The 23,910-nt window shown below is 60.4% G+C and carries 18 protein-coding genes, 3 tRNA genes and 3 pseudogenes; 6 read left to right on the top strand and 18 right to left on the bottom strand.

The window, feature by feature from the left end:
• Window positions 1-47: 47 nt before the first annotated feature.
• Together Q8K09_RS17185 and Q8K09_RS17190 are read left to right on the top strand one after the other, a co-directional pair.
• Window positions 48-326, top strand: a pseudogene (locus tag Q8K09_RS17185) (WYL domain-containing protein); the annotation flags it as partial.
• Window positions 325-435, top strand: a pseudogene (locus Q8K09_RS17190) (DUF4400 domain-containing protein); the annotation flags it as partial. The pseudogenes Q8K09_RS17185 and Q8K09_RS17190, both read left to right, overlap by 2 nt.
• A 45-nt stretch (window positions 436-480) precedes the next feature.
• Here Q8K09_RS17190 and Q8K09_RS17195 read toward each other — a convergent pair.
• Genes Q8K09_RS17195 through Q8K09_RS17205 form a run of 3 tightly spaced genes read right to left on the bottom strand, consistent with a single transcriptional unit; the run spans window position 481 to window position 2,151 of the window.
• The gene (locus Q8K09_RS17195; protein WP_305256212.1) at window positions 481-1,113 is read right to left on the bottom strand and encodes a type II toxin-antitoxin system HipA family toxin; all 633 of its coding nucleotides are present in this window, start codon (window positions 1,111-1,113) and stop codon (window positions 481-483) included.
• On the bottom strand, window positions 1,055-1,777 hold the full coding sequence (locus Q8K09_RS17200) for a HipA N-terminal domain-containing protein (protein ID WP_305256213.1): 723 nt from the start codon (window positions 1,775-1,777) through the stop codon (window positions 1,055-1,057). Before Q8K09_RS17200 ends, Q8K09_RS17195 begins: the two co-directional genes overlap by 59 nt.
• Window positions 1,774-2,151, bottom strand: coding sequence for a helix-turn-helix transcriptional regulator (locus tag Q8K09_RS17205; RefSeq protein ID WP_305256214.1), 378 nt, complete (start codon window positions 2,149-2,151; stop codon window positions 1,774-1,776). The genes Q8K09_RS17200 and Q8K09_RS17205 overlap by 4 nt, the downstream gene beginning before the upstream one ends.
• 303 nt (window positions 2,152-2,454) lie before the next feature.
• Between Q8K09_RS17205 and Q8K09_RS17210 the strand changes: the two are divergent.
• Window positions 2,455-3,424, top strand: a pseudogene (locus Q8K09_RS17210) (IS1595 family transposase).
• A gap of 117 nt (window positions 3,425-3,541) precedes the next feature.
• On the opposite strand, the gene Q8K09_RS17215 reads toward Q8K09_RS17210, so the two are convergent.
• The 10 genes from Q8K09_RS17215 to Q8K09_RS17260 all read right to left on the bottom strand — a co-directional run bounded on the left by Q8K09_RS17215 (window position 3,542) and on the right by Q8K09_RS17260 (window position 15,402).
• Window positions 3,542-3,628: transfer RNA gene (locus Q8K09_RS17215), tRNA-Leu, on the bottom strand.
• A gap of 224 nt (window positions 3,629-3,852) precedes the next feature.
• Window positions 3,853-3,926 (bottom strand) — tRNA-Cys (locus Q8K09_RS17220).
• Window positions 3,927-3,965: 39 nt separating this feature from the next.
• A tRNA-Gly gene (locus tag Q8K09_RS17225) sits at window positions 3,966-4,041 on the bottom strand.
• Window positions 4,042-4,108: 67 nt separating this feature from the next.
• On the bottom strand, window positions 4,109-4,669 hold the full coding sequence (gene pgsA / locus Q8K09_RS17230; protein WP_305256215.1) for a CDP-diacylglycerol--glycerol-3-phosphate 3-phosphatidyltransferase: 561 nt from the start codon (window positions 4,667-4,669) through the stop codon (window positions 4,109-4,111).
• 32 nt (window positions 4,670-4,701) lie between these two features.
• Entirely contained in the window at window positions 4,702-6,555 is a 1,854-nt protein-coding gene (gene uvrC / locus Q8K09_RS17235; protein ID WP_370869558.1) for an excinuclease ABC subunit UvrC, read from the bottom strand.
• Entirely contained in the window at window positions 6,542-7,186 is a 645-nt protein-coding gene (gene uvrY / locus Q8K09_RS17240) for a UvrY/SirA/GacA family response regulator transcription factor (RefSeq protein WP_305256216.1), read from the bottom strand. The genes uvrC and uvrY overlap by 14 nt, the downstream gene beginning before the upstream one ends.
• A 357-nt stretch (window positions 7,187-7,543) precedes the next feature.
• Window positions 7,544-8,920 (bottom strand): sodium:alanine symporter family protein, encoded by a 1,377-nt coding sequence (locus Q8K09_RS17245; protein WP_305256217.1) that lies wholly within the window; start codon window positions 8,918-8,920, stop codon window positions 7,544-7,546.
• Window positions 8,921-9,252: 332 nt separating this feature from the next.
• Window positions 9,253-12,921, bottom strand: a complete 3,669-nt coding sequence (locus tag Q8K09_RS17250) for a translocation/assembly module TamB domain-containing protein (protein WP_305256218.1) — start codon at window positions 12,919-12,921, stop codon at window positions 9,253-9,255.
• On the bottom strand, window positions 12,918-14,645 hold the full coding sequence (locus Q8K09_RS17255; protein ID WP_305256219.1) for an autotransporter assembly complex family protein: 1,728 nt from the start codon (window positions 14,643-14,645) through the stop codon (window positions 12,918-12,920). The genes Q8K09_RS17250 and Q8K09_RS17255 overlap by 4 nt, the downstream gene beginning before the upstream one ends.
• 115 nt (window positions 14,646-14,760) lie before the next feature.
• Complete coding sequence (locus tag Q8K09_RS17260) at window positions 14,761-15,402, bottom strand: N-acetyltransferase (RefSeq protein WP_305256220.1); 642 nt, start codon at window positions 15,400-15,402, stop codon at window positions 14,761-14,763.
• Between the two features lie 145 nt (window positions 15,403-15,547).
• Between Q8K09_RS17260 and xthA the strand changes: the two genes are divergently transcribed.
• Both xthA and Q8K09_RS17270 read left to right on the top strand, forming a co-directional pair.
• Entirely contained in the window at window positions 15,548-16,360 is an 813-nt protein-coding gene (gene xthA, locus Q8K09_RS17265) for an exodeoxyribonuclease III (protein ID WP_305256221.1), read from the top strand.
• Between the two features lie 261 nt (window positions 16,361-16,621).
• Window positions 16,622-18,004: a substrate-binding domain-containing protein gene (locus tag Q8K09_RS17270; protein ID WP_305256222.1), complete on the top strand. Its 1,383-nt coding sequence runs from the start codon at window positions 16,622-16,624 to the stop codon at window positions 18,002-18,004.
• A gap of 199 nt (window positions 18,005-18,203) precedes the next feature.
• Here Q8K09_RS17270 and Q8K09_RS17275 read toward each other — a convergent pair whose 3' ends face one another.
• Window positions 18,204-19,412, bottom strand: a complete 1,209-nt coding sequence (locus Q8K09_RS17275) for an acyl-CoA dehydrogenase (protein WP_305256223.1) — start codon at window positions 19,410-19,412, stop codon at window positions 18,204-18,206.
• A gap of 156 nt (window positions 19,413-19,568) precedes the next feature.
• Here Q8K09_RS17275 and Q8K09_RS17280 point away from each other — a divergent pair, with 156 nt between their 5' ends.
• Window positions 19,569-20,498: a LysR family transcriptional regulator gene (locus Q8K09_RS17280; RefSeq protein ID WP_305256224.1), complete on the top strand. Its 930-nt coding sequence runs from the start codon at window positions 19,569-19,571 to the stop codon at window positions 20,496-20,498.
• 156 nt (window positions 20,499-20,654) lie between these two features.
• Here Q8K09_RS17280 and Q8K09_RS17285 read toward each other — a convergent pair whose 3' ends face one another.
• The 4 genes from Q8K09_RS17285 to Q8K09_RS17300 form a co-directional block, all read right to left on the bottom strand.
• On the bottom strand, window positions 20,655-21,155 hold the full coding sequence (locus tag Q8K09_RS17285; protein WP_305256225.1) for an SCP2 domain-containing protein: 501 nt from the start codon (window positions 21,153-21,155) through the stop codon (window positions 20,655-20,657).
• Window positions 21,152-22,039, bottom strand: a complete 888-nt coding sequence (locus tag Q8K09_RS17290; RefSeq protein WP_305256226.1) for a U32 family peptidase — start codon at window positions 22,037-22,039, stop codon at window positions 21,152-21,154. The genes Q8K09_RS17285 and Q8K09_RS17290 overlap by 4 nt, the downstream gene beginning before the upstream one ends.
• Window positions 22,040-22,049: 10 nt before the next feature.
• Window positions 22,050-23,045 carry a peptidase U32 family protein gene (locus Q8K09_RS17295; RefSeq protein ID WP_305256227.1) on the bottom strand — a complete coding sequence of 332 codons (996 nt, stop codon included), beginning with the start codon at window positions 23,043-23,045 and terminating at the stop codon, window positions 22,050-22,052.
• Between the two features lie 187 nt (window positions 23,046-23,232).
• Window positions 23,233-23,676: a CopD family copper resistance protein gene (locus Q8K09_RS17300; protein WP_305256228.1), complete on the bottom strand. Its 444-nt coding sequence runs from the start codon at window positions 23,674-23,676 to the stop codon at window positions 23,233-23,235.
• Window positions 23,677-23,910: the final 234 nt, after the last annotated feature.

The following is a 23,910-nucleotide window of genomic DNA, read 5'->3' on the forward strand; positions in this document are numbered from 1 at the left end:
CAGATTAACCCTATTAAGTGGCTGATTTAGTGGGTGCAGATCAATGCTATATGGATGGCCTGGCATTGGCCTATGCGCATACCGAGGTGCTGCAGGTGCCGGATCGCACGGTGCGCCCGGAACTGCTGCGCCCTCTTCTGCGCGCCTGCCGTGATGGTTTGCGCCTGGAGTGTGAGCATGTGTCCTTCGCTACGCCGGACGCTGAAATCCGGCTGATCACCCCGCACACGCTGATTTACACCGGCATGCGCTGGCACGTGCGCGCGTATTGCGAGAAGAACAAGGATTACCGGGACTTTGTGCTAAGCCGCTTTCGTGGCGTGCCACCTGTCGCTACCCTTCTCGCTGCATCCCCTGCTGATACTGCTGCCCGGCGCGGCCATGCTGGGCATGGCTGTCGCAATCACCGCGGCCACCTTCAAGAAATACCTATGAGTACGACCCTGCGCTGAGTTTTCTCTATAACTCCCGATCAGCGCGTCAGGTCAGCAGGCTCTGCGCCGCATCCATCTGCTCGTGTTCGAAAGCCGGCGCGAAATCCTCCAGTTCCTCCCAGCGCAGGCCGACCTCGGGGCTGAGTGCAAGGTCCCGCCAGTTCGACACGGCGGCATGCACCTCAGTCAGCACCGTCAGCGCCTCGTCCCGGCTCAGGGAAAAGTAGATGCTGCGATTCAGCAGCATCGCGAGGTCGGTGATCGGCCCATCCTGCTCCGACAGCCAGGTCTTCGACTCGCGCTCCTTGTCCGGGAAGGGATTGATATCGAAGGCTGGAGCCAACCGCCACAGGCCCTTCTCCACGTGAAGAAAACCGTGGTTCTGCAGGTGATCGTCCACATTGGTGACCAGCAGGTTGAACAGCATGCGCCGCCAGAGTTGCCGCACATCCGCCGTGGGCCGATGGCCTGTGGCACGGATGGCGTCGGCGATCTCCGTGTAGCTGCGATCCTCCTCGCGGGAGGCCTGGAGCAGCGAGGCGGCGGACAGGTAGGGGATGCGCCCTTCGGCGCCATCACGATCAAAGCGGCGGATAATGGCCACCGGAACGCCCTCCAGTTCAACGATGCGCGCTGGCGCCGCGTCGATACCGGCGCGCTGCGCCAGACGTAGCGCCAACACCTCGCCACGCGTCACGCGTCACGCTGCGCGTATCACCCACACTCGGAAATTTGCCGATGGCCAACCACCCATCGTCGTCGACCACCGTGCATTTGGGCCGCATGCCGCCCAGGGACGTGCCCTTGCCTTGCAGGTAGCGCAAATCCTCAGTGGTCTCCTGCCCCTGCTCGACCGCGCGACTGGCCTCGTAGATGCGCCGTAACTCCAGCAGCGGCGGCGTGCTGCGCCGGCCCTGCTCGACTGTCCGACAGAAGTGACCGGCCTGATCACGCAGGCGCAATGCGCCAACCCGGCTGAAATCGTCGACCGCCAGCAGGTAGTCCATCTCGCTCAGTGGCGCGAGCGCCGGGTTGCCCCGGCGCCGCTTGGCATGATCGCGCGCGATAACCCGGCGTCCCCAGGCGTCCGGTGCCGTGTCGGCGATGGCGAAGGGGAAGGCCGAGTCAACGGCGGACGGTGCCTTGCGTGGCTGATAGCCCGTGACCAGGTCAAGGTCGGGAGAAATCGCGAAGCGGTCCGGGTTCGCCAGCCAACGCTCGTCGTAGGCGAACGCGGTATTCTCGCGCCGCCCCTGCCTGGCGTAGACCAACCGCCCCACCGACGTACCCACACGCCCGATGCAGACCTCCACTTCCTGCCTGATCGACTCCAACGTCTTCATAATGCCCCCGTCTCGTCCTTGCCGCGCTTGCTGCGCACCCGCTGCGGCAGGCGCTCATCCATCAGGACCAGGCCGATGTCGTCCCGGGCGGAATCGATCAACCCCGCGAGCGCCTCGATCTCACCGAAAACCTGCAGCGCGCGGGCAATGAAATGGATGGGGACACGCGGATCGCCCTTCTCCATGCGCCGGACCGTGGACAACGAAGCGCCCATGCGTTCGGCCAGGGACTGCTGGGAGATGTGCCGGCGGCGCCGAGCCAACGCCAGATCGCTGCCGAGTTTGCGGATAGCCCGCTCGGCAGGCATGGGCAGCGGTAACTTTTCGGTATATCCGCTCCCACCAGAACGCTTATCTTCTTTAGGCGCTTCCATGGGAATTCCTAATCAAAAAGTTGCTTAAGTTGAAAATAATAACTCCCCACGGGGCACTTAAACAATATAAGAGCTCCTACAAGAACACTAAGTAGCATCCAGCGACGTTTGACCCATTGATCTGCTACCCGGCCGCCATGATTCACTCGCTCAGCCCGGTTTGCTGTCTGAGCCTGCGGTACACGAAAGCGATCCGCCCACCTTCGCTTTTCCTGCTGCCTCCTTCCGACCACTCCGTCCATGCTGGTGCCAGATGGTTCCGAGGGTCTTCACCATGCGCACTGCCCCTGTCCGCTGCCCGCCATGGATACTCAAGCCTTTCAGCGCTGGTTGGCTCAGGTGAGCCAACTCAGCAGCAAGCAGAAATCCGCACTTCATCAGGCTTTGCAGGAACCGCCTACAACGGAGGTTCTTGATAGTTTGCCCGCGTTACAGAGCTGCCCGTACTGCCAAGCAAAGGCAGAGCATCTTGCGTCCTGGGGCTGGTCGCGTGGCTTACGTCGTTATCGTTGTCGGGCCTGTCGGCGGGCATGCTCGGCCGTTTCAAGCAGTGGTCTTGCTCGCTTGCACTATCCCGAGCGCTGGAAAAACTACGCCAAGGCGCTGATCGACGGTCTGAGTGTGCGCAAGGCAGCCAAGCAATGTGGCATTAGCAAGAACACCGCCTTTCTCTGGCGCCATCGCTTCTTGGCCTGCGCGGCCCAGCACCATGCAGCACATTAAGCGGGCATTGTTGAGGTCGATGAGACGTTCTTTCTGGAGTCCTTTAAGGGTCAGCGCAAGCTGCCACGAGCACCCCGCAAAAGGGGCGGAGTGGGCAAAACGCGCGGCACGGGCAAGGATCAGATTCCGGTCATGGTGGTGCGTGATCGCGAGGGGCATACCGCCGACTTCAAGCTTGAGAAGCTTGAGAAGCTTGATGCGGAGCATGTGCGAGCAGCCTTACTGCCGCTGATCGACCGAGAGGCCGCACTGTGCAGTGATGGCGCCGCGGTCTACGCCAACTTTGCGCACTCAGGGCATTACTCACCATGTCGTTCACTCGCGTCCTGGCGAGCGGGTACGACAGGGCGCTTTCCACATTCAGAATGTTAACGCCTACCACAGTCGCATGAAGAGCTGGATGACTCGCTTTCACGGTGTCGCCACCCGCTACCTCCCGAATTATCTGGGCTGGCGGCGCATGCTTGAGCGCTATCAACAGCGTATTCAGCCGATTCACTGTATTCAGGAGGCGATTGGGCGCACCACGCAACACGCTATTGGGACATAGCCTAAAAATACCCCTAAAATCCCCGGATGCCTATGGAACGCCATGTACAAAAAACCGGCCAAAGGGCCGGTTTCTGGGGCTTCCAGAGCATTCAGTAGACTGCTATGGAAGCTATCATGGTGCCCCGAGCCGGAATCGAACCGGCATGACCTTACGGTCGTCAGATTTTAAGTCTGATGTGTCTACCGATTTCACCATCGGGGCTTTTAAAAATTGCTGTTTACACAGCTAAACAGGTGCATCTCAGCCTGGAAGGCCTTTTTCGCCAAGCAAGGCTGATTGTCAGCACCTTGTCTCTACAGCTTTCGCCATTCGGGCGGTAGGCCTTTAGCGCAGCCCTTGGACTATATACAGCCCTATAAGGCCTCGCAAGGTTTCCTGACTCAAAAAAAAACTTCGCAAATCAATGATCTACGAAGCTTTTTAATTGGAGGCTGAGGTCGGAATCGAACCGGCGTTCACGGATTTGCAATCCGGTGCATAACCACTCTGCTACTCAGCCTTGAAACTAAACGGACCGTACTAGACGGTCCGCTGAAAATGGAGCGGGAAACGAGACTCGAACTCGCGACCCCGACCTTGGCAAGGTCGTGCTCTACCAACTGAGCTATTCCCGCTTGTCTTGTAGACGGGCGCCATTCTATATCTTCAGAGCGCCCCGTCAACCCCTTGATTCAAAAAAGTTTATTTCTTTTCAGTGGAAGTGCTGAGGTGCGGCCAGGCGGCTAGCAAATACTGCAGCATCGACCACAGGGTCAGGATCGCGGCAACGATCAGCAGCCCATAACCGAGCAGCACCCAGAAGGTGAACAAGGGTGGATTTGCCAGCAGTATGATCAAGGCAACCATCTGTGCAGCGGTTTTCCATTTGGCCAGTTCGGACACGGCCACATGAGCGCGCGCGCCAAGCTCAGCCATCCACTCGCGCAAGGCTGAGACGACAATTTCGCGACCAATAATAATTGCCGCCGGCAGCGTCAGCCACAAGTTGGCATGCTCGGCCACCAGCAAAACCAGTGCAACGGCGACCATCAATTTGTCGGCGACCGGATCGAGAAAGGCTCCGAAGGGTGTGCTCTGCTCCCAGCGGCGCGCCAAAAAGCCATCAAGCCAGTCAGTAAAGGCGGCAATAGCAAACATCGCACTGGCGGCCCAATAGCTCCAGCTGAATGGCATATAGAACAGCAGAATGAAGATTGGGATCAGTGCAACACGGAGCACGGTAAGCAAGTTAGGAATATTCATCGGCACAACTGGCTGCAAGGTGAGCCGGCATTCTACTCGCTGTGCAGTGCTGCATAAATCAGCTCTGCAAGCTTTTTACTGACCCCGGGCGCTTTGGCGATTTCTTCGCTACTGGCTCGAGACAATTCCTGCAGGCCACCAAAGTGATTGAGCAGCTCACGACGGCGCTTCGGCCCTACCCCGGCAACCTCCTCCAGACTTGACGTACGGCGCGTCTTGCCGCGACGAGCGCGGTGCCCGGTAATGGCGAAACGGTGCGATTCGTCGCGAATTTGCTGAATCAGGTGCAATGCCGGTGAGTTGCCTGGCAGGGTGAACTCATGGGCAGCATCGTTGAGGTAGAGGGTTTCCAGCCCCGGCTTGCGCGTCGCGCCTTTGGCTACGCCCAGTAGAATCAGCTCAGGCACGGCCAATTCGGTCAGTACGTCCCGCGCCATGGCCAGCTGCCCCTTGCCGCCGTCAACCAGCAAGATGTCTGGCAGCTTGCCCTCGCCGTCCTTGATCTTGCTGAAACGCCGCATCAGCGCCTGGTGCATGGCGGCATAGTCATCACCTGCGGTGACGCCTTCGATGTTGTAGCGCCGGTAATCAGACTTCAAAGGACCTTCCGGCCCAAACACCACGCAGGACGCGACCGTAGCCTCGCCGCTGGAATGACTGATATCGAAACACTCCAAGCGCTGCGGCACCTCGTCCATGCCCAGCGCTTCGGCAAGGGCTTCAAAGCGTGCGGCCACATGTTGACGACTGGCAAGGCGAGCTCCGAGCGCTTGCTCGGCATTAGTCACCGCTAACTGTTGCCAGCGCGCGCGAGTGCCGCGCACCCGATAGCTGATAGTTAACTCACTGTCGCGAGACTCGCCGAGTGCTGCGATAAGCGTGGGAAAGTCTTCATGCTGTGCGTTGACAATCAGTTCGGCGGGCAGTTCGCGCTCCTGGTTGCCCAGGTAATACTGGGCAAGAAAGGCTAGCAGCACTTCGCTGACATCCTCCTCGATCGCCACTTGCGGGAAGAAGTTCTTACTTCCGAGCACCCGGCCACCGCGCACGCTGATCAGGTGCACGCAGGCACCACCTGGGTTGACCATGGCGGCGACTATATCGACATCACCAGTGCCGCCCTCCATGCTCTGCTGATCTTGCACACGGCGCAGCAGAGCCATCTTGTCGCGCAACTCGGCGGCACGCTCGAAATCCAGGATGGCGGCAGCTTGCTGCATACCGCTCGACAGTTCATCGCCAAGTGCATTGCTGCGCCCATCGAGAAACATCACCGAGTGCCGCACATCCTCGGCATATTCCGCCGGCTCGACCAAACCGACACAGGGCGCCTTGCAGCGCTTGATCTGATACTGCAGGCATGGCCGGGTGCGATTTTTGAAATAACTGTCTTCGCACTGGCGCACCAGAAAGGTTTTTTGCAGCAGGCTGAGGCTTTCGCGGATAGCACCCGCGCTTGGATAGGGGCCAAAGTAGCGACCCTTCAGCTTTTTAGCCCCGCGATGAATGCTCAGGCGCGGGTAATCGCCATCCGATAAAAAAACATAAGGATAGGATTTGTCGTCACGCAACAGGATGTTATACGGCGGCCGCCACTGCTTGATCAGTGTTTGCTCAAGCAGCAACGCCTCGGTTTCATTGGCGGTGATGGTGGTTTCAACCTGAGCGATGCGCCCAACCAATGCCGCAGTCTTCGGCGCCAGGCCATTCTTGCGAAAATAGCTGGCCAGGCGTTTCTTCAGGTTTTTCGCCTTGCCGACGTAGAGCAGCTTGGCCCCCACATCGAACATGCGATAGACGCCCGGACGACCGCTGCAAGTGGCCAAAAAGGCACTAGAGTCGAATGGCACGGTCACGTCCAGCGTGGGAATCTCAACTATTGGCATCGACCATGCCATGGCGCACAGCGAGTAATACAAGTTCTACATCGCTGGTAATCGACAGCTTTTCAAAGATCCGATAACGGTACGTATTGACCGTTTTCGGCGACAGGCACAGCTTGTCGGAGATGCTCTGTACTTTCTGGCAACCGGCAATCATCAAGGCGATTTGAATCTCGCGCTCAGACAACAAGTCAAAGGGCGAGTTGTTGTTTTGCGGCTGAAAGGACTTGAGGGCCAATTGCTGAGCGATTTGCGGACTGATATAGCGCTGCCCGGCAAACACCTGGCGAATGGCCTGCACCATCTCAGCAAGGGCAGCGCCCTTGGTCAGATAGCCGGCGGCGCCTGCCTGTAACAGGCGCGTAGGGAACGGATCATCTTCGCAGGCGGTCACCGCCACGACCTTCAGGTCGGGATGACTGCGAAGAAGCTTGCGGGTCGCCTCAAGGCCGCCAATGCCGGGCATTCTGACGTCCATCAAAACCACGTCAGGTTTCAGTTCACGGGCTTTTTTTAGCGACTCTTCGCCTGATTCAGCCTGCCCCACGACTTCGAGACCATCGATATCGGCCAGCATACGGGTGATGCCTGTACGAACTAAATCGTGGTCATCGACCACAAGCACCCTTATCAAGCGAACTCCTCATTGCGCACCAAAAAGGTGGGCTTAATCACGCGGCCCAGCTGATAAAAAACATGGTAGGGCGCTAGTTTGGCGCATCGTAGACAAATAGCAAACGCTGACAGTTTGGCAGGCAAGCGCAGTAATTCATCACCCAACTCAGGCCGGGGCAGAGAATATCATGACAACTGGCTGCAATATCAAAGGGACGCATAATTCACCAGCCCTACTTGCCGGCTCACCACCACGATGAGCCAAACAACACGATGCCTGGCACAGCACAATAAAAACGCCCGATGCACTGCATCGGGCGTTTTTTATTGGTGATGGATGCAAGCCTGCCTCAGGCGACTCGATCAGCCCTCTGCTTTAACGATGCAGACTATCGACCCCACCCACACGAGACTCGCGGGCGAAGTGCTCGCGGGTCAACTTGACCACTACCGGGCTCAGCAGCAACAGGGACAACAGGTTGGGGATTGCCATCAAACCATTGAGGGTATCGGCAACCAACCAGGCAAAGTCCAAGTGAGCGACTGCGCCGAACGGCACAGCCAGGACCCAGAGAATGCGGAACGGCAGGACGGCCTTGGTGCCCATCATGAACTCCCAGCACTTCTCGCCAAAGTAGCTCCAGCCGAGGATGGTGGTGAACGCGAACACCACCAGGGCGATGGTCAGAATATACCCCCCAACACCTGGCATCGCCGACTCGAAGGCTGCCGCCGAGAGTGCTGCACCACTGATGCCGCTGGTCCACACCCCGGAACAGATGATCGCCAGGCCAGTCAGGCTGCAGATAACGATAGTGTCGATAAAGGTGCCGAGCATACCAATCATGCCTGAGCGTACCGCACTGTTAGTGGTACCTGCTGCCTGAGCGATACCGGCAGTACCCAGGCCTGCTTCATTGGAGAAAATACCGCGTGCCACACCGAAGCGGATTGCCGCCATGACCGCCGCACCAGCGAAACCGCCAGTTGCGGCAATCGGGGTGAAGGCATAGGTGAAGATCATCTCGAACGCGGCAGGAATCTGCGCGGCGTTGACTACCAACACGACGATGGCGGCAATAATGTAGGCCACGCACATGAAGGGAACCAGTGTCGCAGCGACCTTACCGATGCGCTTGATGCCACCGAGAATGACCAGGCCGACGAATACCATGGTAACCAGACCGGTTAGCCACAGTGGCACGGCGAACGTCGCCTCCAGGGCTGCAGCCATACTGTTGACCTGAACCATGTTGCCAATGCCAAAGCCCGCGAGGCCACCGAAGATGGCGAATGCGGTGCCCAGCCACAGCCACTTCTTACCCAGGCCGTTCTTGATTGCATACATCGGCCCGCCGACATGCTCGCCAAGCTTATCTTTCTCACGGTAATGCACCGCCAGCACGACTTCAGCGTACTTGGTGGCCATGCCTACCAGGGCGGTGCACCACATCCAGAACAGGGCACCGGGGCCACCGAGAAAAATTGCGGTGGCTACACCGGCGATATTGCCGGTACCGACAGTGGCCGCCAGGCAGGTCATCAACGCCTGAAACGGGGTGATTTCACCGGTTTCCGCATCGCCTTTCTTGCGCCCTTGCCACATCAGCTTGAAACCGGCGCCGATCTTGGTCAACGGCATGAATTTCAGGCGCAGCATCAGGAACAAACCGGTGCCGAGGATCATCACCAGCATCGGTGGGCCCCAGACGATGCCATTGAGTTGATTGACCAAACTGTTGAGGGTTTCCATCTAAGGTTCCTTATTCTTGTAGTAGTCGCGAGGTTGGGTGACCTGCGCATGCTCGACCGCCGGATAGGCAGTGCTGTTCGATCGACTGCCGCCATCAGCAACACATTCAGCAAGGGCAAACGCTGAAACCGCCCGACCTTGCTACAGCGGGCGCCAGTATATGAAGAGATGCGCAGTCTATTTCACTATTTAGGCGGTAATGCTTGGATTTATTTACCGTAAAAATAACGATTAACCAGAAATTAATGGGCACATATCGCTTGGCTACCGCAGATTAAGCGATTAACCCTGCACATCAATCTCCCGCGAGCACCCGACACCGCGCCGTGTGGCTAGAAATCGCGACGGTAGAACAGGTCAAGAGAACTGGCCAGACCGCTGGCAGCCTCAAGATAGAGGCGCTTGCTCAGTTCATAGCGCAATGCAATGGTGTTTGCCGGCTCGAACACACCAACCCCATAACGCAAGCTCAGGCGCTCTGACAGACTGCCGCTGGCTACCACGCTGGTACTGACGCCGCTGCCTTCGCTATCCAGCTGAAAATCAGTGATGCCGAGTGCCTGCGCCACACTGCCGGTCACCGAGGCGCTACCAGCCAAACCCATGGCGAGCGCCGCCTGGGCCAGCATGTTGTTCTCACCGCTGCTTTGCCCGAGGGGCCGGCCAAGTACCAGGTAGGACAGCGCTTGCTGCTGGCTCATGGCTGGCTCAGAAAACACCTCGGTGGTGGGCTGTTCGGCATTGCCGCTCAGGCGCAGCCCAGCGACGACCGTGTCGACCCGGCGAATCGCTTCCACATCCAGGTAGGGCTGATCAATCGGTCCGGCGAACAGCAAGCGCGCGCGGCGGATGGTCAAACGCTGGCCGTATGCACGATAACGGCCATTGTTCAGGTTCAACTCGCCACGGGTGTCGAGGTCATTGCCGACATGCACACGCCCAGCCAGATCCGCATTCAGACCGAAGCCGCTGAAGCTCAAGCGCTCCTGCCCCACCTCGACGTCGATGTCCATGGCGATCGCCACCGGCTGTTGCTCAAGGCTTTCACTGCCAACAATCAGCGCATCGTCGGAGACCTTGACTGTCGACGGCGGCAATTCGCGAATCACAATCTTGCCGCGCGGGATCAGAATTTTTCCGGCTATCGACAACTGCTCGGCAGCGATGCGCAGGCTCAAATCCGGATCGACCTCAAGCTGCGCATAGGGCTCGATGTTGACTGGCAAGCGGCTACCGCGCAGGCGTAATTCGCCCAGCAGCCCTGCGCTCCAGGTCAGCTCGCCAGCCAGGCTGGCCTGGCCCTGCTCACCACTGCGCCAGCCGCCGCTGAGCTGCAGGCTTTCCCCGGCAATCGTTGCATCCAGCTGCAATGCCTCGACCGTTATGGGCAGTTGTCCGCCGGACAGCTCACCCTCGCGGAGCTGCAAGCGGCCATTGATGTGTGGCGCCAGCAGGCTGCCGGACAGGCTGCCGCTGCCGTCGAGCCGGCCCGCCAGGTGTTCGACCATTGGCAGGAACGGTCGGGCTAAGGCTAGATCCAGGCCAGTCAGGCGGAAATCGCCGGCCAGTGTCTTGCTTGCTGGCCGTGGGTCGAGGCGTGCCTGGAGACGTAGCTCGCCGATTTTTGGCCCGCGCAGTTGTATCTGGGTATCGATTTTCTGCGGGCTGAGCTGGCTCTCCAGCCGCAGGCTGTCATAGGCGAAATCCAGCCATTGACTCTGATCTCGAATGCGCCAGATGCCGCTGCCGGCATCCAGCACCACCCTCCCGCTCGGCCCCGCCACAGGCAGATCGAGATGCACCTCGGCATTCAACAGGCCTTGCCAGGCAAGATCCTTGGGTAACCATTGAGCCAGGCTGTCGAGCGGGAAGTCACTGAGGCGGTAGCGCAACCGTGGCTCGGGCAGCAGCCGTTGATCCTCGCCGCACAGGCTGGCCGCGCCGGAACGCCAGCAGTGTGCGCCGACAGTGAGTTGGCCATTGGCCAAACGCTGTAGGCTGGCCGGCTGCTGCAAGCGCCAATCCTGACCACCGCTTTGTACCTCGCCACTGCTCAGGTGTCCGCGCCAGGCACCCTTGTCCAGGTTGCCAGCAAAGGCCAAGGCGCTCTGCAGCAGGGGACCGGCAAGCTTGAGTTGCAGGCGTTGCTGGCGCTGATCGCCCTGCCCGCTGGCCGTTAACCGGCCCAGCTCGGTTTCGCCCACAAGAATGCCCTGGACATCCAGTTCGACTCGCGCTTGCTGGGCACTATCGAGCGCCGCATCGAGTTGCAGGCGCTGCAGGCGTTGCTCGATATAGCTCAGGCGCTGCCCCTGCAGACTCAGTTGGCCCTGTGGTGCCTGCAAGGTGCCTGCAAGATCGAGCTGGCCCTCGACCTGCCCCTGCAACTGCGGCCAGAGCTGACCCAGGCGTGGCAGATTCAGGCGCAATTGCCCGCTCAAGCGCTGATTCAGCTCACCACTGCCATCGATGCGATTGTCACCCAGGCGCAGTGCCAGGCGTTGCAACGACCAGTGCTCGCCGCTGCCAGTGGCCTCGGCCTGGAGCTGCGCGGGTTGACCACGCAGGCGTCCATTGAGGTCGATCTGGGCATTCAGGCTCAGCTGCTGATCGTTCAGCTCGCCCTGGCTGTGCAGCGGTCCGCCCAGAGTGCCCGGCAGCTCCGCCAGCCAGTAGGCCGGATCAACGTCGTGCAGTTGCAAGCGCGCATCCCACCGCAGGCCGTCGGCAAAACCCACGCTCAGTTGACCATCGAGCCGCCCCTGGCCTGCACGTAACTGCAGGTCAGGCAGGTGCAACTGTTGCAAATCGCCACTGAGCGGGCTCTCCAGGCTGAAATCTCCGGCAGGGCCATCCAGCCCGGCGGCGAAGTGGCCCAGGTAGTTGCCGTCACGATAAGTCAGCTCACCGCTAAGCCGGCGCAATGCAACAGGCGGTTGTTGTACGCCGGGATACAGACGCTGCCAGGGAAAGTCCTGCCAGTCGAAACGGCTGTCCAGGGCAAAGCCTTCGCGCCAGTCCAACTCGCCGCTGAGGCGCACCTGCTGTTCGGCACTGGCACTCAGACTCAGGGCGGCAATCTCGGCGCCGTCAGCCTTCAACAGCCCTTGCAGGGTCAGTGCCAGTGGCCCGCCCTCGCCCGGCAACTCGGCGTTGCCGTTGACCTGGTAGCCGCTGGCCAGATCGCCGCTGGCAGTCAGTTCTATCTTGTCCAGACGCAAGGTATCCGCTAGCTCGCTGCTGGCCTTGAAGCCATCGGCATGCACCTGCAGGCTGGCTGGCAGATTATCCGCCAGCGGTTGCACTGCGCCATGCAGACGCCCAGTGAGGTAGCCCGTACTAGCGGCCGTCACCTGCAGGCTCTGCTGCAAATCACCGACAATAGTTACCTCAAGCTGCCAATCCTGTTGCTCGGGTGCAGGCAGTTGCACCTTGCCGGCGATGCTCAGCGGCCAGTCGCCGCCGGGTAGTATCTGCCCACTCAGCGCGACAGAAAGGTCGTCACGCTGCAACCGCAGGCTGTCGATCTGCATGCCTTCACGGGTCCAGCGCGCTGCGAGCTGCAGACCCTGTAGCTGTTCGTCGCCATTGAGCTGCAGACTGCCGATGTGCACCTCGCCCAGCTGCAGCGCCAATGGCAGCTGCACCTGCGGCAAGCGCAATGGCGGGCTGTCCTCCTCCTCGCCAGGTGGCAAACGCAGCTCGATCCGCTCGACGTGCAGCCGCTCGACGCACAGTGTCAGGCGCAGCAAACACAGCGGCGACCAGGCCATCTCGGCAAGACGAATCTCTACCTGGCTGTCACCTTGCTGCCAGCGCAACTGCTCGGCGCGCCACTGCCCGCCCAACTGGCCGCTGAAATTGCTTACCTGCAAACCTGGCACCTGGGCCAGCGCCCAGCGGCTGCCCGTACTGCTGGCAAGTATCCAGGTCATGCCCAACACCAGCATCAGCAAGGCGCCCAACAAACCGAAGACCACGTACTTCAACCCGCGCCTCACAGTTCTGGCCCCATGGAGAAATGCACGCGCACTCCGCCCTCGCTATCCAGCGGATGCGCCAGGTCGAGGCGCAGCGGGCCGACTGGCGAGACCCAGCGCAGGCCAATACCGACAGCACTTTTCAAGGAGGGGAAGTCCAGCGAATTAAACGTATTGCCTTGGTCGACAAAGCTCGCCACGCGCCAGCGCTCAGCCACGCTGTACTGGTATTCGGCGCTGGCAGCGAATAGATAGCGGCCGCCGATTTTATCGCCTTGGGAGTTTTCCGGTGACAGGCTCTGGTAGTCGTAACCGCGTACGCTCTGATCGCCGCCAGCGAAGAAGCGGAGCGACGGCGGCACCGAGGAAAAGCCGCCAGACTCGGTGCCGCCAAATTGCACCCTACCGAGCAAGCGGTGCTTGTCCGCCAGCGTAGTCAAGCCTTTGAGCAGGACATTGCCGTGCAGCACGTCGGCATCAGAGAGTACGCCGCGCTTGGCCGCAGACAGATCGAATTGCAGGCGGTAGCCATGACTCGGATCGACCTGATTATCGCTGTGCAGGTAGGCGTAGCTGATGCCCGGCATCAGCAAAGTGCTTAGTCCGGAGTCATCGCCAAGTTCGTATTGCTCATGTTGCCACTTCAACGAAATAACCCGCTGCCAACCGCTCTCCAGTTTGCTGTGCCACTCCGGCCCCAGGGTCAGCAAGCGGCTGAGGCTATCGGTGTTGGCCAGCGCTTCATATTGGTAGCCACCGGCGAAGCGCAGCTTATCGGTCAGGGGAGGATCACCGGGCACGTCGTACCACAGGCCGACGTTCTGCCGCGGCGCCGACAACTCCATCTCGGCGCCGTAACTGTGACCTTGCGGGTTGGCCCAATGGCGTGTCCAGTCGGCGCGGCCGCGTGGGCCAACGTCAGTGGAAAAACCCAGCCCCAGGCCCAGACTCCTCGGTTTACGGGGGTGTAGCTGGACATTGACCGGAATCCGCTGCTGCTCAGCGCCGCTCGGATTGGCATCGACGTTCACCGTCTCGAAATAGCCACTGGAACGCAGCGCTTGGTAAAGTTCGGCAATCAGCTCGGAGTCATAGGGAGTGTCTCCGGAAAAAGGCACCATACGCTGCAGCAGCTGTTCCTCGAAGGGCACATCGCCTTCAAAGCTCACTGCGCCAAGCTGATAGCGCGGACCACTGGCATAGATCAGCTCAATGTCTGCGACCCCGGCCTGCGGATCGATGCTCAAGCGTTGACGGGTGAAGCGCCCGGCAAAAAAACCATAACGCGAGGCCTGATTCTGAATCTGGCGCTTGGCGGCGTCGTAGCGACCATGATTGAGCACCGCGCCGGCTGTTAGCTGAGCGTCCCTGGGCAAACGAAACGCGCGCAGCTGATTGGCTGGCCCGTCGATGCGCAGCGTCACCTCACGCAGCCTGACCGGCTCACCGGGGACGATGCGCAGGGTCAGGCGCAATGGATCGCCTTCACTTACTTCACTGACAATCTGCGCCTGATAGTAACCCAGAGCCTGCGCCGCACGTTCTGCCTGCCCCTCGGCCACCCGGCGAAAACGCTGCAAATCGTCTAGGTCGCGCTCGCCCAGGCTACCGACATAGCCTTCAATGTTCTCTTTGAGCGCAGCATTGGCAGGCTGCACCCTCACCACCAGACGTGCCTCGGCCAATACCGAGCTGCTAAGGATAAACAGCGCCAATCCGGCGCAAAATATTGGAATCGTTCTCATGACGCGAATGCTAGCACGTGCTGCGCGTTAGCCTGGAGCGTCTGACAGTGTTCTGACTACCACCTTGGGTGGGCTGACTCAGCCCACCGACTCGGCCATGCAGACCTGCATGCCGTCAAGCGCTGGCTTTAACGGCGTGCTGCGGATTGGGATGAAAAAACACATGCTCGATGATCGGGCCAACCGCCACCTCACCAATCTCCTCGTAACCATGGCGCTTGTAGAAGTTCAGGTAATGCGGGTTGCCGGTGTCCAGAACCACGCCAAGCGAACCTGCATCCTCGGCACACCAGTTGTGCAGGGCTTCAAGCAACTGCTCGCCGAGGCGCTGACCCTGGAACTCAGGATGAATGCCAATCAATGGCAGCACGTGGTAAGGCCCAGGCGGCAGGCAAGCGAGGATGGCATCGTGGTATTGCAAGTAACGCTTGGTACAGCGAAAGCCTGTAGTTAGCAGCATACGCATGCGCCAATTCCAGCTCTCGGTGATATCCAGACGGCGCTGCGGGGGTGCGATCAGCGCCATGCCAATCAGGCGATCATCGATCAACAGGCCAATCGCCGGCAGATCCTCACTGAAATGCTGCTGCACCAACTCACGGACAGTGGCACGAACGCGCTGGTCATAACCGGGGCGCTCGGCTTCAAACAGGTAGGAAAAGGTCGGTTCATGGCGATAGGCGTGATACAGCAGCGAGCGTGCTTCACGGGTATAACCGCTATCAAGCATACGGACTTCAGCGAGACTGTTCGGCATAGGGTGCGACCTCTGGCTTTTGTTGATCTACTTGGCCTGCTAGCCACCCTAGCACCGCAATCCAGCGACAGCCAGAACTGGCCGTGCGGTTGCCTGATCGGCTAGCATCGCAGCTTCGTTACAACGACCCCAGGACTTGCCGCTCATGAAGATCGTCTCCTTCAATATCAACGGCCTGCGTGCGCGCCCACATCAATTGGCGGCCTTGATCGAGAAACACCAACCGGACGTGATCGGCTTGCAGGAAACCAAAGTCGCCGACGAGCAATTCCCCGAAGCGGATATTCGCAACCTTGGCTACCACGTGCACTACCACGGCCAGAAAGGCCACTATGGCGTCGCCCTGCTGTCGCGCCAGGAACCGTTGGCGCTGCACAAGGGTTTCCCTGGGGATGATGAAGAGAGCCAGCGGCGCTTTATCTATGGCACCTTCGCCGACGCCCTGGGCAACCCGGTGACGGTAATGAACGGTTATTTTCCGCAAGGCGAAAGCCGTGACCACCCGATCAAGTTCCCCGCCAAGCAACGCTTCTACGCCAACCTGCAACAGTTATTGCTTGATCAGTTCCAGCCGGAACAAGCGCTGGTGGTGATGGGTGATATCAATATTTCACCGGAAGACTGCGACATCGGTATTGGTGACGAGAACCGCAAACGCTGGCTCAGGACCGGCAAGTGCAGCTTTCTGCCGGAAGAGCGCGAGTGGCTGGCCAACTTGAAAGACTGGGGCCTGGTCGATAGTTTCCGCCACCTGAACCCCGCAGTGAACGATCGTTTCAGCTGGTTCGACTACCGCAGCCGCGGCTTCGAGGACGACCCTAAGCGCGGCCTGCGCATCGATGTGATCCTGGCCTCGCGGGTCCTGCAATCACGTTTCAAGGATGCAGGCATCGACTACGAGCTGCGCGGCATGGAAAAGCCCTCGGACCATGCACCGATCTGGCTGGAACTGAGCTGAACTGAACTGAGAGGCGCTGAAATAGCTCTCGTCTGCTGCGGCTGCCGTCAAACACTGCGACCCATTACCTCGAGTAATCCGGGTGTATCGCTCACTGCTGACAGCGCACCACTGGTTTGCCGGCGCGGTACATAAAGCCGGCGGGTTGTCGCTGCGCGTTGAACGGATCACCGCCAGGCCAACGTTCCACTGTCATCTTCCAGTCATCTGTTGGTCTTATTGTCGCGGCACCTTCAATTGCCTTTATAAGGTAGCTACTGCATGTCGCACGACTTGCCTGCTTGTGATGAGACAGCCTGGAGCAGTACCTGCGCAGGCCTTTTGCTCGGTTTCATCTGCTATGCCCTGCCCTGGTCAGTATTCGCTGCGCTTCCGATCCCTGCCGACACCAGCAGCGTTCTGCGTATCCAGGGTTCCAACACCATCGGTGCAACCCTCGGCCCTGCGCTGGCCAGAGGATTGCTCGAAGAGCAAGGCCTGAGCGCAATCCGCATCGAGGCAGGCGCCGCCGAGAATGAGCAGAAGATCATCGGCACCAATGCCAACGGTCGCAGCGTGACCATTGAAGTCGCCGCCCACGGATCCAGCACCGGCTTCACGGCATTGCAGGAAGGCAGCGCCGACCTGGCGGCCTCGTCAAGACCGATTAAAGACAGTGAAGTCAGCGCCCTGGCGACCCTGGGCGACCTGCAAAGCCGTGATGCCGAGCACGTCATCGCCATTGATGGTTTGGCGATCATCCTGCACCCAAGCAACCCACTCAGCGCTTTGCGCATTGATCAGCTGGCGCAGATATTCTCGGGTGAATTATCGAACTGGTCACAGCTGGGCGGCAAAAACGGACCAATCACGCTCTACGCTCGCGATGACAACTCGGGCACCTACGACACTTTCAAGGAGCTGGTGCTGAGTGCCAACGGGACAAACCTGGCGGTCAGTGCACGGCGCTTTGAGTCCAGCCAGGCATTGTCAGATGCGGTTAGCCAAGATCCCCAGGGGATCGGCTTTATCGGTCTGCCGTATATTCGCCAGGCTAAAGCGCTGGCCATCGCGGCGGGTGAGTCGCAGGCGATGCTGCCTAGCAGAAGCTTGATCGCGACCGAGGACTACCCTCTTTCACGGCGGCTGTTTCTCTACAGCCAGCCGGACTTGAGCAACCCCTGGGCTAAAGCACTGGCCAGTTTTGCTCATGGCCCGCGCGGTCAGGCTATCGTCGCGCAAAGCGGTTTCATCGCACAGACCGTGCAGGCAATTGATATTGCCGCTGACCCCCTCATGCCGCAGGCCTACCAAACCCTGGCCCGTGAGGCGCAACGGCTTTCTGTGAACTTCCGCTTCCAGCAAGGCAGCGCCGTGCTGGATAACAAGGCTCATCGTGACCTGGAACGACTGCTCGCCTACCTGACAGCACAGGACAAACTGCAGCGAAAAGTGGTGTTGGTCGGTTTTGGCGACGCCAAGGCCGATCCTGCAAGAGCCGAGCTGCTGTCCAAGCTACGGGCCATGGCAGTACGCCGCGAACTGGCACGGCAAGGCGTGATTTTGCGCCAGGTAACCGGGCTCGGCGACGAGCTGCCGGTAGCCGCCAACAATGCCGATGACGGACGGATCAAGAATCGCCGGGGCGAGGTCTGGGTGTATTGACCGCACTCCAGCAGTGCGTGAAAGCAACGTCGCGGGCTGGTGCTGATCTTGTCGCTGCTGACAACCCGCAATCGCCCAGCAGAGAATCGCTAAGCCCGGTAAGCACAAGGCCCGCATAAGTGCGGGCCTTGTCATGTGGATCGGCAAGCTGGCATTACTGGCCACCCTGCCCCCGCGTTAGCGGCGGGCTGTCACGGCATCACTTCGCCATGTACTTGCCGATCTCGAACTTGCCGATGGCCATGCGATGCACTTCATCCGGGCCGTCGGCCAGGCGCAGGGTGCGCTGCATGGCATACCAGTAGGCCAGCGGGAAGTCGTTGGAAACCCCGGCACCACCATGCATCTGGATCGCGCGGTCGATCACCTTGAGCGCAACGTTTGGCGCCACTACCTTGATCTGGGCAATTTCACTGGCAGCGATCTTGTTGCCGACGGTGTCCATCATATAGGCCGCATTAAGGGTCAGCAGGCGCGCCATGTTGATCTCCATGCGCGAATCAGCGATGTGATCGATGTTGCCACCCAAACGCGCCAGCGGCTTGCCGAAGGCGGTACGGCTTATCGAGCGCTCGCACATCAACTTGAGTGCACGTTCGGCCATGCCGATGGAACGCATGCAGTGGTGGATACGGCCAGGGCCAAGGCGACCCTGGGCGATCTCAAAGCCGCGGCCTTCACCGAGCAGCACGCTGTCGTAGGGTACGCGGACATTCTCAAACAGCACTTCGGCATGCCCGTGGGGCGCGTCGTCGTAGCCAAATACCGGCAGCGGTCGCACCATCTTCACACCAGGGGCGTCCATCGGCACCAGGATCATCGAATGCTGCTGGTGGCGCGGTGCGTCAGGGTTGGTCAGGCCCATGAAAATCATGATCTTGCAACGCGGATCGCAGGCCCCTGAAGTCCACCACTTGCGACCGTTGATCACCCACTCGTCACCCTCGCGTACGGCGCGGGCTTCCATATTAGTGGCGTCGGACGAGGCTACCCCAGGCTCGGTCATGGCGAAGGCCGAACGGATCTCGCCGGCCAGCAGCGGCTTGAGCCATTGCTCCTTCTGCGCCTCGTTGGCGTAGCGCACCAGCACTTCCATATTGCCGGTGTCCGGCGCGGCGCAGTTGAACGGCTCTGGGCCGATCAAGGAACTGCCCATGATCTCGGCCAGCGGCGCGTATTCGGTGTTGGTCAGGCCGGCGCCAAGCGCCGAATCTGGCAGGAACAGGTTCCACAAGCCTTCAGCCTTGGCCTTGGCTTTCAGCTCTTCCATGATTGCGGTGGGCTGCCAACGGTCACCTTGATTGACTTGCTGTTCAAAAACGGCCTCGGCCGGATAGACATGGGTCTCCATAAACGCGGTGACGCGCTCGCGCAGCGCCTGAACCTTGGGGGAGTAAGCGAAATCCATGAGGGCTACCTTCTGCGGACGGTTTAGTGAGGTGTTCGATCTACGAATGATGCTAGAACAGGGGCTAAAATTTACCTAACCTATTCTCAGCGTGTATAAACATTCATCACCGATATATGATCCACTGATACCGACAACCTTCGGAGCGAACGCGGAATGAATTTGAACAAGGTCGATCTCAACCTATTTATCGTCTTCGATGCCATCTATACCGAAGCTAATCTGACCCGTGCCGGGCAGATCGTCGGCATCACTCAGCCGGCGGTGTCCAATGCTCTCGCCCGCCTGCGCGAGACCTTCAACGATCCCTTGTTCGTGCGCACCGCCCAAGGCATGGTGCCCACGCCGATGGCGCAGAACATCATCGCGCCGGTACGCAGTGCGTTGCAGCAATTGCGTATTTCCGTGCAGGAAAGTCGCATCTTCAACCCCGCAGAAGCCAACAAGACCTACCGTATCAGCCTGACCGATTTGACCGAGGCCGTGCTGTTGCCCTCCTTGTTCCAGCGGCTACGGCGACTGGCGCCTAATGTCACCATCGAGAGCATGCTCGCCCGCCGCCGGGAAACCACCAAGGAACTGGCTGCGGGGCGGCTCGACTTTGCCGTCGATGCACCGCTCAATACCGACCCTCAGGTGCGTCACGTCAAGATGATGGAAGACCACTATGTCTGCGCCATGCGCAAGGGCCACCCCCTGGCCAAGGACAAGATCAGCCTGGACGAATACCTGTCGCTGACCCATATCCATATTTCCAGCCGCCGCAGCGGCCTCGGCTATATCGACCTGTCACTGGGCAAGATAGGGCTGAAACGGCGGGTCGCCCTGCGCTCACAGCATTACCTGATGGCTTCAACCGTGTTGCAGAACACCGACATGGCCATCACCGTGCCGGAACGCTTCGCTCGGCGTAACGACCTGCATTACATGACACTGCCGGTCAACGACGTGCCGGCCCTGGAAACTCATCTCTACTGGCACGAGAGCACCGATCAGGACCCGGCAAACCGCTGGATGCGCGAGCAGATCATCGAAATTTGCCAGCACGTAATAGCTCAGGAAAAGAAGCTCGAAAAAGCTTCATAATAGCCACTTAAGCTGTTGATCTAAAATAGACTCATATGGAATACCAGCTGAGTTCGCGTGATCGGGATCGCGATGAATGCCGCTCTGCCGGCCCTCATAAACACCGCGAAGCGATGGGCCGACGTAGTCTGCCCATCGCTTCCCCGATCAACCCGCTTACGCAGTCGCTTCGGCCTTTCCCTGCGCGGCCGGGACTTCTACCGCCTGCCCCAGCGCGCAGATCAACTGCCACAACTGCGGCGGCAAATCATCGGGATCGAGGCTGTCGAGCAGGTTCTTGATCCCCAGGCCCAGGTCGGTGTCGCCCTCGATCATCAGGCGGCGGCGAAAAAACAGGGTATCCGGGTCCTCCTGACGACTGGCCAGCAACAGGAACTCACGCCAGTTACCGCGAATGCAGACATCCACCGGCGCCTCGGCCGCGATGCGCAGACCGCTCTTATCGCGGGTCAGGCACCAGGCCAGTTGCAAATCACTGATTTCCAAACGCAGCCAGCGGCCCTGCAGCAGGTCGAATTCCCCTGCCGCCAGGGGTTCAGCGAACAGGCGGGCAATGACTTTCTCCAGCACCAGGCGCTGCAGCGGGAATGGCACATGGCGACCCAGCGGCAAGAGTGGTGTGCCGAGACGCATGGCCAGGCGGGCCAAGGTCTTCATAGCAGCACCTCGTCGGCGCGCAGCATGCCGGGGCGACCATGCCAATACCCGTTGCAGCCTTCCACTGCCAGGGGCGGCAGCGCGCCGCAGCGCACCGTATCGAAGGCCGCAATCACCCCGGCCATGCCCTCGGCGCGCGGACTCAGGCGTAGCAGATCGGCGCCGACCGCAGCGAGTTGCGCATAGTCGGCAAGCAGGTTGTTGACCTTGGCCGACATGGTCTGGATGCCGTTGAGGGTGAACAACGCCTCACCTTCCTGGCTGTGCAGGACGATCCCTTCCGGGAAACGCTCGCAGCAGATCTGGCAGTCGTCCTTGGGCCGGTTTTCCGCGCGGGCGGTAAAGCAGCGCGCCGAGTAGGCCAGCGGCAAATGCCCATAGGCGAACAGCTCCACCTCGGGCCGCGCCAGGCCGAGGCTGTCGAGTTGCTCCAGGGTATTGCGAATCAGTGCGCCGGAGCATTCGACCGGCGGCACCCAGCGTTGCAGGCCGCAGTCGATCAGCTCGGCCAGGGCATGGCCGTTGTACAGATTGAGGGCAGGACCTGCGACGAAGGGCAGCTTGCGCTCACGCAGCAACTGCACCGCGCCCATGTCGTTGGCCTCCACCAGCAGTTCGCCGTTGTCGCACAGGCGTTTCAGGCTCGACAGCTCGGACGCCGCCTCGACCAGCGCCATGCCCGACAGCACCAGCTCGGCGCGGCTGCACTCGCCCAGCTCGCGCGCCAGGCCGAGCCAGTCATCCAGGCCGAGGGCGCGACGTTTGGCGCACACCGTCTCGCCGAGGTAGATGACATCGAGCGGCTGTTCGGCCATATCGGCGTAGAAATCCAGCAGTTTTTCGCGGCTCCAGTAGAACAGGACGGGGCCCAGACTGAGCTTCATGATGATTTCCTCATTGCCAGGAACGGTGGTAGGCGCCCAGCGTGGTCTGGCTGCCCTCGGACAAGCTGTCCAGGGCGCTGCGCCATTGCGGCTGCACCGTGAAATTCTGTGGCGCACGGGCGTAGGCATCCAGCGCCGAGCGCCAGACCCGGGTGACCTGTTCGACATAGGCCGGGCTGCGCTGACGGCCCTCGATCTTCACCGCGCTCACACCGATCGCGGCGAGCTGCGGGATCAGGTCGAGGGTATTCAGGCTGGTCGGCTCCTCCAGGGCATGGAAGCGCTGGCCATTGACCAGAAAGCGACCCTTGCACAGGGTCGGGTAGCCGGCCGGTTCGTCCTTGGCGTAGCGATCGATCAGCACACCATTGAGACGCGAGCTGAGCCCGTCGGCATCTTCCTGCCAGCGCACCGCCTTGGCCGGCGAACAGACGCCGCACAGGTTGGGCGATTCGCCGGTAAGGTAGGAGGACAGATGGCAGCGCCCCTCGGCCATGATGCACAGGCTACCGAAGGCGAACACCTCGATCGGCACCGGGCTCTTCTCCGCCACCTGGCGCACCTGGGCCAGCGACAGCACCCGGGGCAGCACGGCGCGGCGGATACCGTAGCGCTGCTGATAGAGCGTCAGCGCGGCGGCATTAGTCGCCGAGCCCTGCACCGATAGATGCAGGTTGAGGCTGGGGTGACGGCGGCAGGCATAGGCCAGCACTCCCGGATCGGCGGCGATCAGCGCATCCACCCCCAGCGCCGCGGCCTGGTCGACCGCACGCTGCCAACGTGCCCAGCCGTCCGGCTGGGCATAGGTATTGACTGCGATATAAAGCTGACGGCCCTGCTGACGGATCAGCTGCAGGCCGTTTTCCAACTGCTTGTCGTCGAAATTCAAACCTGAAAAATGCCGGGCATTGGTGTCATCGCGAAAACCGACATAGACGGCGTCGGCGCCCTGCCGAACCGCGGCTTTGAGGGCAGGCAAGCTGCCTGCGGGACAAACCAGTTGCATGGAGACTCCTTGCGGGCGGAATACTACCGGGCACTGTAGGGGCTGGCTTTAAGCAAGGCCTTGACCGCGGTCAACAAGCCTCGACTCGCCAGGCACATCTCTAGAACCAAACTTTCGCCACATCGCCGGACATACAGGAACTGCCGCGCCGAGCATCAGGGCATGACGCTGCAGATCACGCCAGGAATCACCAACTCAGGTAGAACATGCCCTTGGCCAGCAGCACGATGCCGACCATATGCGCAAACAGGCTGAGGTGGATGATGCGCAGGTAGTGCGCATTCATGCGCTTGCTCCTGAACAGCCACATGGCGCTGAAAAAATGCCCTAGCACGCTGGTGGCGAGCATGATCTTCAGGGTCAGCAGGGTGTTGAAGGACGACGCCAGCGGCGCACCCAGTGCTGGCAGATAACGCAGCCAGAGCATGCCGAGGCCGGCGCCGAACAACACCAGCAACACCCAGGGCATCAACTGCCGGGCACGCCAACCGATGCCCTGCTCGATCAGGCGCATGGCCTCGGCCGGTACATGCTTGCGCACGCTTAATGGCAGCCTGTTGCCTGGGGCGATCAAGGCGTGGCGCAAACACTCGACGTCTTGTTCGGGATTGCCAACTGTGGCATCGAGCATAGGGATTGACCTTTTGCTGCGGGTCATTAGCCGACACGCGGCCACCCAATCTCGGCATACGGCCTCGCACCGTTACCGGGTACCCAGCAGCCTATAGGCCTGACTCAGCACTCGAAGGTGCGCGGGGAAGAAACGCCCCCGGAGCAGTGCAGCATGGCAACGCGATCCGGGGCCAAGCAGCTATAGCCAGAGGCGGTTGACCTTTCGGGCACAACGCCGTAGCCGTCGTTTTTC

Source organism: Pseudomonas sp., from assembly GCF_030683065.1.
Classification (GTDB): domain Bacteria; phylum Pseudomonadota; class Gammaproteobacteria; order Pseudomonadales; family Pseudomonadaceae; genus Aquipseudomonas.